The 12077-nt window shown below is 57.5% G+C and carries 9 protein-coding genes; 5 read left to right on the forward strand and 4 right to left on the reverse strand.

The features are described from left to right. Nucleotides 1-9: 9 nt before the first annotated feature. The gene (locus VNL17_15990; protein HXI85583.1) at nt 10-1404 is read left to right on the forward strand and encodes a sigma-54 dependent transcriptional regulator; all 1395 of its coding nucleotides are present in this window, start codon (nt 10-12) and stop codon (nt 1402-1404) included. Between the two features lie 16 nt (nt 1405-1420). Here the strand turns inward: VNL17_15990 and VNL17_15995 are convergent, their stop codons facing one another. Then, nucleotides 1421-3049 carry a glycoside hydrolase 43 family protein gene (locus tag VNL17_15995; GenBank protein HXI85584.1) on the reverse strand — a complete coding sequence of 543 codons (1629 nt, stop codon included), beginning with the start codon at nt 3047-3049 and terminating at the stop codon, nt 1421-1423. A 444-nt stretch (nt 3050-3493) separates the two neighbouring features. Continuing rightward, nucleotides 3494-5209 (reverse strand): DUF4034 domain-containing protein, encoded by a 1716-nt coding sequence (locus VNL17_16000; GenBank protein HXI85585.1) that lies wholly within the window; start codon nt 5207-5209, stop codon nt 3494-3496. A gap of 119 nt (nt 5210-5328) precedes the next feature. On the opposite strand from VNL17_16000, the gene xylA reads away from it, so the two are divergent. After that, the gene (xylA, locus tag VNL17_16005; GenBank protein ID HXI85586.1) at nt 5329-6645 is read left to right on the forward strand and encodes a xylose isomerase; all 1317 of its coding nucleotides are present in this window, start codon (nt 5329-5331) and stop codon (nt 6643-6645) included. Between the two features lie 14 nt (nt 6646-6659). Further along, nucleotides 6660-7292: a bifunctional 4-hydroxy-2-oxoglutarate aldolase/2-dehydro-3-deoxy-phosphogluconate aldolase gene (gene eda, locus VNL17_16010; protein HXI85587.1), complete on the forward strand. Its 633-nt coding sequence runs from the start codon at nt 6660-6662 to the stop codon at nt 7290-7292. 14 nt (nt 7293-7306) lie between these two features. On the opposite strand, the gene VNL17_16015 is transcribed toward eda, so the two are convergent. Further along, nucleotides 7307-7855 (reverse strand): PPC domain-containing DNA-binding protein, encoded by a 549-nt coding sequence (locus VNL17_16015; GenBank protein ID HXI85588.1) that lies wholly within the window; start codon nt 7853-7855, stop codon nt 7307-7309. Nucleotides 7856-8177: 322 nt separating this feature from the next. On the opposite strand from VNL17_16015, the gene VNL17_16020 reads away from it, so the two are divergent. After that, complete coding sequence (locus tag VNL17_16020) at nt 8178-8771, forward strand: hypothetical protein (GenBank protein HXI85589.1); 594 nt, start codon at nt 8178-8180, stop codon at nt 8769-8771. Beyond that, entirely contained in the window at nt 8768-9529 is a 762-nt protein-coding gene (locus VNL17_16025; GenBank protein HXI85590.1) for a hypothetical protein, read from the forward strand. Before VNL17_16020 ends, VNL17_16025 begins: the two co-directional genes overlap by 4 nt. Nucleotides 9530-9594: 65 nt before the next feature. Here the strand turns inward: VNL17_16025 and VNL17_16030 are convergent, their stop codons facing one another. After that, nucleotides 9595-11790: a family 16 glycosylhydrolase gene (locus VNL17_16030; GenBank protein ID HXI85591.1), complete on the reverse strand. Its 2196-nt coding sequence runs from the start codon at nt 11788-11790 to the stop codon at nt 9595-9597. Between the last annotated feature and the right edge of the window lie 287 nt (nt 11791-12077).

A 12077-nucleotide genomic window follows, 5' to 3' on the forward strand; every position in this document is an offset into this window, starting at 1 on the left:
GGAGCCTTCATGTCACCGAAAACCAATCATCCATCCCCGGGCGCAGCCCGCATCCTGATCGTCGATGACGACGCCGGACAGCGGAGCCTTCTGAATTCGTTTCTGAACGGCCAGGGGTTTGAGACAGTACCGGTTTCCTCGGGCGAGCGAGCGCTCGAAGTCCTGGGCGAGCAGGAAGTCGCCATGATGATTTCTGACGTGCGGATGCCCGGCATCTCGGGTCTCGAGACGCTGCATCGCCTGCGAAAGCTGCGCCCGACCCTGCCCGTCCTGCTCGTCACCGCCTATGCGGACATCCGCGACGCCGTCGTGGCGATGCGCGACGGCGCGGTGAATTACCTGGAAAAGCCCATTGATCTGGACGAATTGCTGGCTTCCGTTCGAAACGCCCTTGGCCTCGAAGGCGCGATGGCCCCCAAAGTCACCGAAGACCGCCCGCTGCCGGAGGGTGTCGTGGCCAGTAGCCCGCTCATGCGAGCTGTTTTTCGCGACACTTCGCTGGTCGCTTCGTCGGAAACACGGATCCTCCTCACCGGCGAGAGTGGCGTCGGCAAGGAAGTGATTGCCGAGGTCATCCACGCCTGGAGCCGCCGGTCCACCGGTCCCCTGATCAAGGTGAACTGCGCGGCCATCCCGGAGACGCTCCTGGAGAGCGAGCTCTTCGGCCACGAGAAAGGCGCCTTCACGGGCGCGTATACCCAGCGCATCGGGCGTTTCGAGGAGGCCAATCAAGGGACCATTTTTCTCGACGAAATTGTCGAAATGTCGCCCTCCTTGCAGGCCAAACTGCTGCGAGTCCTGCAGGACGGGCGGTTTCAACGTGTCGGCTCCAACAAGGAACTGCACACTGACGCGCGCATTCTCGCCGCGACCAACCGCGACCTGGAGGAAGTGGTCGCCAACGGGGAATTCCGCGAGGACCTGTATTACCGACTGAATGTGATGGAGATTCACGTTCCGCCGCTTCGCGAACGCCCCGAGGACATCCTCCCGCTGGCCACGCGGTTTCTTGCGCAGTTTACCAACAACCAGGCGAAGTTTTCGCCGGGTGTCGCCCGTTTTCTGGAGGGATACAAGTGGCCCGGCAATGTTCGCGAACTGCGCAACGCGATCGAGCGCGCCGTGCTGATGTCGCATGGCGACCTGATCCTGCCGGAACACTTCCCCGCGCGCGTCCAGGAGGACCCGGCGAAGTCCGCGGAAAGGCTGACCGTGCAAGCCAGCCGGTTGGAAGACCTCGAACGGGAGGCCATTCTTCTTGCCTTGCGTGAGCACAGTTTTAACCGTACCGAGACCGCCAAGGCGCTTGGCCTTAGCCGTCGAGCGCTGTTGTACAAGGTGCATCGACTGCGAGAACTCGGATTCCAAGTCGATCCGCCCGCGCCGGATGTCAAAGCGACCTGAGTTGGGCGAACCGCCCTTACTCAAATCGGAACCAATCGAAGTCCGCATAACCTCGCTGCTCCGCGCCATCCTTCGCAAAGGAGAATAATCCAACCTTCGCGCCCATCCATCGACCAGCGGTGGCCTGGAAGGATTCGCCCACAGGTGTGAACCCTTTCCCATCGCCGCCGTAGCTGAATTGGCAAATCGCGCCGGGATTCACCTTGACCCGGAGCAGCAAGGAATCGCTCGCGCAATCAGCGCCGCTTTCCCCAATCTCCTTCCCACCTTTGGCCGCGTCCCGACAAGTGACCTCGACCACCCGAGCACCGGAAGATGTCCGCTCCACCGCGAGGTACGCGTAGCTTGCTCCCATGACGATCAGCCCGGCCTTCTCCCCCACTGCCAGTTTGCCAAACTCAAGCTTCGTGGTGACGGTGAACTCGGGAGCGGGAAGTTTCTGCAAAAACAAATTCGGCGCGCTCCATAGATTGGTGCCCTTGTCGGGAATCGCAATAGCGAATAGCCGCAGCCACCCCGGCCGCTCCGTAAGCGACGTCCATTCTTTGTGATAATTCCCCTCCCACTGCCACTGCAACCCCAACCGCCGCGAATCGAATTCATCACTCGTCTGCGGGACGAGTACAGGATAACTCCGGCCAACATCCGGCTTTTTGCAGAGAGACACCGGTTCGCCTTTGCCATTCCCATCCTTGTCGATCCCCATCACCGGCCAATCATCCACCCATTTGACCGGCTGCAGGTGGACCACCCGCCCGTACGCGCCACGGTCCTGGAAGTGAACGAACCAGTTCTCCCCAGACTTCAACTCCACCCACCCGCCCTGGTGCGGCCCGTTGATCTCCGTCTTCCCTTGGTCCATCACGATCCGGCCTTCATAAGGCCCAAAAACATTCCGAGCACGGAACGCCAGTTGATAACCTTTCGGCACCCCGCCCGCCGGGGCCATTAGATAGTACCAACCATTCCGCTTGTACATCTTCGGGCCTTCAAGTGTGGGATACTTGCCGTCCCGCCCGTCAACGACCAGCTTCCCTTCATCCAAAAGTTTCGTGCCGTCCGCGCTCATCCGATTGATGGTGAGAATGCTGTTGACCCCGGCGCGGCTCTTGGCCCACGCGTGTACGAGATAGGCGTTCCCGTCATCATCCCAAAACGGGGACGGATCGATCCAACCCTTCGATTCTTGAACACGCACCAACGGTTCCCACGGCCCGGCCGGATTCCTCGTCTTCGCCATGAAGATGCCGTAATCGGGATCTGCGAAATAAACGTAGAACTCACCCTTGTGATAGCGAATGCTCGGTGCCCAAACCCCATTGCCATGTTGCGGCACATCGAAGTTTCCATAGGAAAACTTGTCGAACACGTGCTCGATGATCGTCCAGTTGACCAAATCCTTCGAATGCAAGACTGGCAACCCCGGCACACAGTTGAAACTCGACGACACCAAATAGAAATCATCCCCCACCCGCACCACATCCGGATCCGAATAATCGGCACAAATGACCGGGTTCTTGTAAGTGCCGTCCCCATTGTCCGGAACCCAAGGCCCAAGGCCCGTCGCCGAAGCGCCAACGCGTGAACCCGTCTGGCACGAAACACACGCCATCATCAGCGCAAAAACTCCCAGCACCCTTCGCACATATATCGTGATCCGTCGCATCATCAGACCTTCACCCCGAGCGGACTTTCCCCATTTGCATTCTTCCCCACAAGGAAATACGTCCCAAAATGGGTTTGTTTTCCCAGAACGAACCCATTTGCAAACGCTCCTCCAAACGGCATAAGCTTCTGTGAATAAATGCGATACATTGAAAACAACACGAAAACGAAATGGGTTCGTTTCGTAGAAACGTATATACGGCCCCTCCTCTCCCCTTGGGAGAGTCGTAAAACGCTCCGAACTCCGGACCGGAGTTCGGAGCAAGGGACTGAGGTGAGGGTATTCTCTTCCTCGCGGAGTAGGCCTGTCTAAGAACATGCCCAGACCTTATCATTATCGGAATCCGATGTCCAGATCGAATTGTCGGCGTCTTGTGAATCAACGTTCTGTGAAACGCTGAATCAGCCTCCGTCTTTGAACAGCTTACTTACTGGTGAGTTGGTCGTCGTCTTTGGTCTCCGCCCACCCTCTCCAGGCGCGATACTGGAGGCGATTCGACCATATTGCGACGTCCCAGTTTTTGTCGATACGATCGAACAACTCATGCGCGGCCTTTTTGTCTTTTGCCATGCAGGCAAAGCGACAGAATGCATTCAGGTTCCACAACGATCCGGGATAGCGTTTCTCGATGTCCCGAAAACCTTGCTTCATGCGCGGCCACGAGAGGTTGTTTTTCTCGAAGAACTTGTTACGAATATCCGAGTTGCTGCCTTCGGTGGAATCCCAGATGTGCCAGACTACCCGCGCATACAGGGCGTCGCCGTCTTCATCCTTGGTCGTGTCCCCCGCCGTCTCGGCAACCTTCTGCCAGTCGCCCTTGTTCCCGTACCATCGCGGCAATGAATACCAAGCGGTTTGTTTATCAAACCAATCGTAGTCCAGTTTCAGTTCGTGCGCCTGTTGCAGGCACTCGCGGTAGTCGTCGGTTTGTTGCGTCTCCGCCAGGTTCATCAACATCAATCGGTACCACTCGGGGTTCTGGCGATTCGCCGACGGGATGAGCAACAACATGTCGTGCGCTTTTGCCATTCGCCCAGAGAAAAACTTCCACGCAGCCGGGGCCACACTATCGGCGTAGCCTCCACCGCGCGCATTCCAGGCATATTCCATATACGTCCGCGCCTGTACCAGCCGCGCTGGCACGGAATCAGGATTGGCTGTTCGCCAGCGCTCAATCAATTCAAACCGCTTGGCCCAATCCTCCTCCGGCGACTTGCGAGGCAATTTCAGTCCGTCATATAAATAGACCGATTTCCACTCACCGCCCTGAAACCGTAACTTCTTCGTCACCAGATCAGTCGCCAATTGATCCAACTCATCAAACCGTTCTGTCCGCAACAGTCGCCGGCCTTTCCGCTGCAGCGTCTCCCACTCGCGATGATCGGGAACGCGCTCATGGGAGGCAATCGTATCGATCACATCGAGGATATTGGAAAAGTAACCATCCCCCAATCGATCCACCATCCGCTGAAATCCTTTCGCTGTATCAAATCCCACCTTCTCCGTCATGTCTCGCAAGTATTCCAAATCGCTCGTCAGCCGGTTCGTTTCCGGTACGCCATTCTTCGCCATGTATTCCTGGTTGGAAATGGCTTCAATCCCAAAATCCACCGCCGCCAATGCCAGGCGCCGCGATTCTCCGGAGTGCTCTTTTTCCTTTCTCTTTTCGAAGAGGGCCACACTCAATGCAGCTTTCATGGCCAGGCGTCGTGGATATTTCGTCGCGCGAAAACCTTCGAAGGCCTTGCGCAACCACATTTCGTCCGGCCCTTGCAACTCTCCATCCGGCGCTTTCGGACCGGCGCGACGCAACTGACAGTAATAGACGTAGTAAACCAATGGCTCGGTGCAACCGGCGTCGATAACTGATTTTGCTTTGACGCCAATTTCCTCATGCGTCGGCGCGTCGGCAATACCCGCATAGCGGCGCGCGCACATCTCCAACAAGGCTTGCGCGTCAGCGTCCCAGGGGTTTGGGTGCGTATTCACCTGCACGTAGGGCGCAACATAGAGACCCCGGTACCACGCCAGATCCGCATTGTTCATCGGGTCCGCAATCGCCTGAAAATTCAGCCCGCAAACGAAGAGAATCAGCCCAAGGACAAAGGACCCGCCATTTGTGATCGCACGCTTCTTCATAAACTACGTGGGAAGCGCATATTCCTTGCCAACTCCGCCACCGTTCTTCCGAAAAACCTGTTGCTCTGCGGGCCTTGGCTATGGCACTAAGTATGTTCAAACCGTTGCGAGTCACAGATATGGCGGCGCCAGCATTCTCCGACATTACACGAATCGAATACGAAGGGCCGAAGTCGAAGAACCCGCTCGCCTTCAAGCATTACCACGCCACTGAAAAACTCGACAGCAAAACGCTTCGCGATCATTTGCGGTTCGCGGTCTGTTACTGGCACACGTTTCGCAACCCATTGAGCGATCCGTTCGGGCCGGGCACGGCACTGCGCCCGTGGGATGATGGTTCGAACTCCATCGCCAACGCCCAGCGCCGCGTGCGCGCGGCATTCGAGTTCATCGAAAAACTCGGCGCGCCGTTCTATTGTTTTCACGACCGCGACGTGGCGCCCGAAGGCAAGAATCTCCGCGAAACCAATCAGAGCCTGGATGCCGTTGTAAAAGTTCTCAAGGAAGAACAACAGCGTACCGGCATCAAGCTGCTCTGGGGTACCGCCAACCTCTTTTCCAATCCGCGCTACGTCCACGGCGCGGCAACGAGTTGCAGCGCCGACGTGTTCGCGTTCGCCGCGGCGCAGGTGAAAAAGGCCCTCGAAGTCACGCACGAACTCGGCGGTGCGGGCTACGTCTTCTGGGGCGGACGCGAAGGCTATTCGACCCTCCTCAATACCGACCTCAAGCGGGAACAGGAACATCTCGCGAAATTCCTGCGCCTGGCTGTCGATTATAAAAAATCCCTCGGCTTCAAAGGCCAGTTTTTCATTGAGCCGAAGCCGAAGGAGCCGACGAAGCATCAATACGACTCCGACGCGGCAGCCTGCTTGAATTTTCTGCGCGAGTTCGACCTGCTCGACCACTTTCAACTCAACATCGAAACCAACCACGCCACGCTGGCCGGTCACACGATGCAGCACGAACTCACAGTCGCGGCCGCCGCCGGCAAGCTCGGGTCGATCGACGCCAATCGCGGCGACGAACTCCTCGGGTGGGACACCGACCAGTTTCCAACCGACGTCTACCTGGCGACACAAGTCATGCTCGTCTTGCTCGACATGGGAGGTTTCAAAGCCGGCGGGCTCAACTTCGACGCCAAAGTCCGCCGCGAGAGTTTCGAGCCGGTGGATTTGTTCCACGCGCACATCGGCGGCATGGACGCGTTCGCGCGCGGACTGAAGATTGCCGCCGCGATCCGCAAGGATGGCCGTCTCGCGGCATTCGTGAAAGAGCGTTACGCCTCGTGGGACCGCGGCCTCGGCAAGGACATTGAAAAAGGCAAACTCGACCTCAAGGACCTGGAAACCTACATGCTTAAGAAGGGCGAGGCCGACGCGAACACAAGCGGACGACAAGAGCTGCTGGAGAATCTCATCAACGAATTTATTTAAACTGGTTACCGCATATGGAACGCATATCAAAAGTACGAGTTGTGCCCGTCGTAGTCATTGACCGCGCGGAAGACGCTGTTCCGCTGGCCGAGGCGCTCCTCGCTGGCGGGCTCAACGTCATGGAGATCACCTTCCGCACGCCTGCTGCCGAGCAGTCCCTCCGCAACGTCGTGAAAGCGTTCCCCAAAATGTTGGTGGGCGCCGGCACGATCCTGGATACGGACCAATTGCAGCGCGCCATCGACGCCGGCGCGCAGTTCGCCGTCGCGCCGGGCTTGAATGAGGTGGTCGTAAAGAAATCGCTCGCGTTGAAACTTCCGTTCGTCCCCGGCGTCATGACGCCCTCCGACGTCGAGCATGGGTTGGCGCTGGGCTGTAAGCTCCAGAAGTTTTTTCCTGCCGAAGCCGCCGGCGGCGTGAAGATGCTCCAGTCGCTGGCCGGGCCGTATGCGCACACCGGGTTGAAATTCATCCCGCTAGGCGGCGTCAACGCCGGCAATGCCCGCGCATATCTATCGCTGCCGATCGTCGCGGCCATCGGCGGTTCCTGGATGGTCGAGCGCAAGCTGATCGCAGAGAAAAACTGGCCGGCCATCCGCACCCTGACCACCGAAGCCGTGCAACTTGCCGCATCAGTCGCCGTTTAGGACGATTCAGGCAGCTATCGATAGTTCTTATCGTCGATGCGGCTGAGGTCGATCCCGTCCTTGAAAACCCCGACCGTCACCACCGCGAACGTGAACACGGTCGTGCCGGGCTCCAAATGCCCACCGAAAGCCTTGTCCGGATCGGCCAGGGTGATATGGGCGTGAACGCGCCCGTCAATCACATAGCCGTTCATGCTTACAATATCCGCGGGGCCCGAGGGGTTTTTCACGTAAACATTCTTGGAAGGAAAGGTCCTGTTGCTGACGGTGTGAACGTGATAACCGCGAACCGATCCGATGCCCGCCAGGATCACCGCGTTGTGGATCTTTTGCTCTTTCATCATGCGCTCGAGGCCGGTCAGGAGGTCGGTCTGGTATTTGAAGCGCAGCACCAGGACCCGGTCAAATTGCCCGCTTAACGCGTACACATCCGGCACGGCGCTGCTGTTCGTCTTCGAATCTTCCGCCGATGTGGTGGCATTGGTCACTTCCGTGCGAGTTGATTGGGCCACGGACATGCTTACGATCGCCAGAAAACCCAGAATTTGAATGAATGGACGCATGGGAGATCTCCTTATACCGATGAAAGCCGGATAATAACGAAGCGCCCTCCAAACAACCAGACGGTAGTCGTCCTGTCTCGCCATGGCGGCGGCCTGCAGCCATTTCGAGCGCTTTCCCTGAATGGATTAATAAATGGAACCATATGCCTGTAAATTAGATACAGAAATCCCTGTCTTGGCAGGATTGCTGCTCATTTGGACGCCCGAGGCACCGACGTCTGTCCAGATGTCAGAATGGAGCCGGTTCAATTTGAGCGTTCACGAAATAAAAGAGAAGATCGACCAACTAAACGTGGCGCGATCGCGACGGCGCATATGGATCGTGGGTACAAGCCTTTGTGCGCTGGCCATCACGACCATCTGTCTGCTGATCATCAGGAATGCAGCCTTGAGCCTACTCCAGGATGGCCCGACGCACGATGAATTCATCGTCGATCTCACCCGCCAAATTACCAAGCAGGTCCTGCCGCAGATGGACGAATCTGGCATCCAGGCGTCCTGCAAGATATTCCCCTCGGCGGATCCGTATTCGCCAATCCCCCGCCACCCTCACGCCTCTGGATCCGGAAGTGGAACGGACGAAGTTCAGGGGCCGTCGTCCCGGATGAAGTCCTCGCCGTCCGCGACAGCTGGGGAAAAAACCAATGTGGGCATCTGCGATGCCGCGGACGATCCGCAGAAGCCACTGGGACATTTTCGCGAGCAGACTGTGTCGGAATACCAGGCTACCGTGACCCGGATTGTCAACGATCTCGTCGCCATTCGTAGCCGGGAGGGCAATGACACCCATGCCGGGTTGCCTCCCATCGCGGTGGCCGGTCTGTTTGTCAGTCGTGTGCAAGAAGGGCTGCCGAAACCACCTCTCGAGGATTACAGTCCGCGAGCTGGCTCCCAATCTTCGAGGGACGCGCGATGATCTCATCCCCCGCTCGACCCGAATCCGGATGCGGAGCCGAACGAGGCGAAGATGACGAGCCCATTTTCGCCGCCGACCAGGTTGCCATTCAGTACATTGACGAGCAACTCCACAAGGCCCGGCGATCGCTGCGCCGAACCCGCGTCTTTTGCATAATCATCGCATTCCTGGTTCTGGGGTACATGAGCGTCGTTACGATCACCATACGGAACCGGCTTCTCCGCCCCGATGCCGCTGCCGAAATGGCTGTTTATTATATCACCCGATTCGCCGCGCAGAACGGTTGGGCGCCATCCGCCAACGTCGGGGAGCCGTCACGAGGTTCGGTTGCCCCGGTTTCCGACAGCCATGCAATGACCCCGGCAGGAAATCCGGAGCGCCCCGCCGCGGAGACAATCCCCTCCGCAAACACCGATCCGCTGGCGGTACAAGCCCAAGTGGCCGCCTATGTGCGCAGGTTTATTTCCCAGCCCCACGGGAATCTGCAGGATCTAATGCGAGAGGCGCAGCATCCGAAGACGGTTCAACAACTCAGCGACGAACTTGACCAGGAGATCCGCGAGCGCCTGCCTTCGCGAGTCAGGTACGGGTTCGCAAACCCCGACTATATGTCCTACGTGGACCAGAAACTGGCGACTCTCACGCAACTCGAATCGCAGTTTGACCGGTTGGCGCACGCTAACGATCTGACCCCGTACGAAAAGACACTACGGCACATTATTGCCTCGACGATGGGCAACAGCCACGAAGGTTCGTAGCTTCCCTTCCCCAAGACTTCTCCCCGCTTGTCCACTCCATCGAGGATCGCGGAACCGACGTCTCGTTAGGGTGCGGTTGGCGCGCTGATGTCGATGCGGTAATACTTATTCGGCTGCACAGCGTTCATGTCGGTAATCGTGGCCTGATTGCCATTGGTCAACGGGCCCGCGTAACCCACCAGTTGCGTCCAAACCCCGCCGAACATGTCAGTCGTGAACTGCGGCGTGTAGGTGCGTCCACTGGCCAGGGGGTTGAAGATCAAGTTCATCTGAGCCGGCTGATTGGTCACGCTGGCGACAGTGAGCACGAACACCGAAGACGGATTGGTCGGGTCGAGACCGGCGACAAACTTGAATTGGTTATTCTGGCCGGTGCCATCGAAGTCGAACGCCGGATCGGCTTGTGGGCAATTGGTGCAGTTGAAGTATTGGAGTTGCCACTGCGAGTACGACAGGGCGGATGCCGCCGTCGTCGCGCTAACCTGGGCGGAGTTGGTACTCTCGTTGCATCCGACCGCAACTGCCGAGACCACGTAATAATATGTTGTCCCGCTCGCCAGACCTGTATCTGTATAGTTGGTGGTCGCGACCCCACTGATCACATTCGTGTACGGTCCGCCGTTGCTCAACGACCGTTTGACGTTGTAGCCAGTAACGGAGGGCACAGGGGCCCATTTCAAGGCTACTTGCCCGGTTCCTCCCGTCGCGGTCAAACTAGTCGGCGCTGCAGGCGGCAGCAGGATGATTTCCGTGCCGTCGATCTTGGGTTGATCCGCAGTGCCGACCGAGTAGGCGATGACGATCTGGCTGCCGGCAGGCGTGACCGTGTACTCACGAACGATCGCAATGTTCATTCCGCCTGAGGCCGCGAAGATATCGAAGTTGGTCAAGACCTGTGTGCCGTTGATCGTGACGTTGAACTTTCGGCTATTGGCCGCATTAAAGTAGATCTCGGCCCAGTGCAACCGCACCTTGTAGGCGACGCCGGGAGTCAGGCCGCCGAAGGTATACGTCATGGCGCCGTAGCGTTCGTGTTGATACACGGCCTGGGGCGCGGGGTTGGTCACATTGCTGGTGTTAATCGCCGCGCCTGACGGCGAGGCAATGGTCCCTCCCACGACGTTCGTGTCGGCAACGAATGCTCCAACCGGAGAGGTATTACCCGAGCCCACGGCAAAATAACCCGAGCTCACCACGGTGGCAGAGGCCTCGCTGGAATTCGTACCCTCGCCAATGTTATTCACGCCCGAAACCACGTAGTAGTATGTCGTGCAGTTGGTCAGTCCACTATCGGTATAGCTGGTCCCCACAGGATTGGCGTTGGTGGTGTACGGTCCACCGCTGACCAACGATCGCTTCACATAGTAGCTCGTGGCGTTGTTCGCCGCGTTCCAATTCAGCGAAACGGACGTGCCAGACGCGGTTGCCGTCAATCCTGTGACCGTTGAGGGAGGCACCGAAGGCGGAGAGATTTGATAGACGCGGACATAATCGATCTGCATTTCCTGGGGCAGGCTGGCAGCAATGGCATTGGTAGTGGGATTGCCAGCGTAAGAACCGCCGGTGGCGAAGTTCATGAGCAGGAAAAATGGCTGATTATAGGGGAACGGATAGGGGTTTCCCGTGGAACTGGACCATTGGGTCCGGGTTTCAAAAACCGTCCCATCGACAGACCATGAGATCGAGTTGGAAGACCAATCGAGGTCATAGACATGGAAGTTAGTGATGGAATCTCCACCAGCAAAATTGTATATCGCGGTCTGATCACCGAGGGTGCCTCCGTTATGCAGACTTCCCTGGTTGAAAGTGGGTGTGCCGTTATTCTCCACCACATCAATCTCGCCGCAACCCGGCCAGCCTAGGTTGGCAATGTTCGTTCCCATCATCCAGAGTGCCGGCCACATGCCGACGCCGGAAGGGAATTTGGCGCGCCATTCGACCCGCCCGTACGTGAACCAGAATTTGGTCTCGGTCTTCATGCGGGCGGAGGTGAAACGGAATCCGTTGGTGAGTTCTACTTGCGCGCGAATATGGAGCGAACCATTCGCCACGTAAGCGTTGTTGGTGCGGCCCGTATAAAACTCCTGTTCACCGTTTCCCCAGCCGCCATTGTTCCCGCTTTCGAATACCCATTTGGTCGCATCGACATTCGAACTCGTGGCGCTATTGTACTCATCGCTCCAGATGAGCGAATAGGTTTGGGCGTTCGTCGTGGGCGCTCCGAGCATTCCGAAGAGTAATGGGCCACCGAGGACCAGCATCAAAAATGACAGTTTGGTTCGGAGCAAAGAAGAGGTAAAAGCCCTTAGTGCAGTCATCTTGAACTGGTCCCGTTTAGTGCGATTATAATACGCTGACTTGCCTCCAGAGAGCAACCTTAAAGAGCGATGATAACGTTTTCATTGGAGGCCGAACTGCCAGAACGAGATACAAATGTGAAATACCCACATATCATGGTATTACAACTGAAACATTGAATTAAGATTTCGTTTGCAAAGCGCAACTTCGACACTCCAATTCATGATTCCTCGCATCCAGAAATCCACAG

The organism is Verrucomicrobiia bacterium (genome assembly GCA_035577545.1).
GTDB lineage: Bacteria > Verrucomicrobiota > Verrucomicrobiia > Palsa-1439 > Palsa-1439 > Palsa-1439.

What these genes read in the sequence shown, in the direction of transcription:
- VNL17_16030 (HXI85591.1), bottom strand. Translation starts at nt 11,790, where the DNA reads ATGCTGGTCCTCGGTGGCCCATTACTCTTCGGAATGCTCGGAGCGCCC.
- VNL17_16025 (HXI85590.1), top strand. Translation starts at nt 8,768, where the DNA reads ATGATCTCATCCCCCGCTCGACCCGAATCCGGATGCGGAGCCGAACGA.
- VNL17_16000 (HXI85585.1), bottom strand. Translation starts at nt 5,209, where the DNA reads ATGAAGAAGCGTGCGATCACAAATGGCGGGTCCTTTGTCCTTGGGCTG.
- eda (HXI85587.1), top strand. Translation starts at nt 6,660, where the DNA reads ATGGAACGCATATCAAAAGTACGAGTTGTGCCCGTCGTAGTCATTGAC.
- xylA (HXI85586.1), top strand. Translation starts at nt 5,329, where the DNA reads ATGGCGGCGCCAGCATTCTCCGACATTACACGAATCGAATACGAAGGG.
- VNL17_15990 (HXI85583.1), top strand. Translation starts at nt 10, where the DNA reads ATGTCACCGAAAACCAATCATCCATCCCCGGGCGCAGCCCGCATCCTG.
- VNL17_16015 (HXI85588.1), bottom strand. Translation starts at nt 7,855, where the DNA reads ATGCGTCCATTCATTCAAATTCTGGGTTTTCTGGCGATCGTAAGCATG.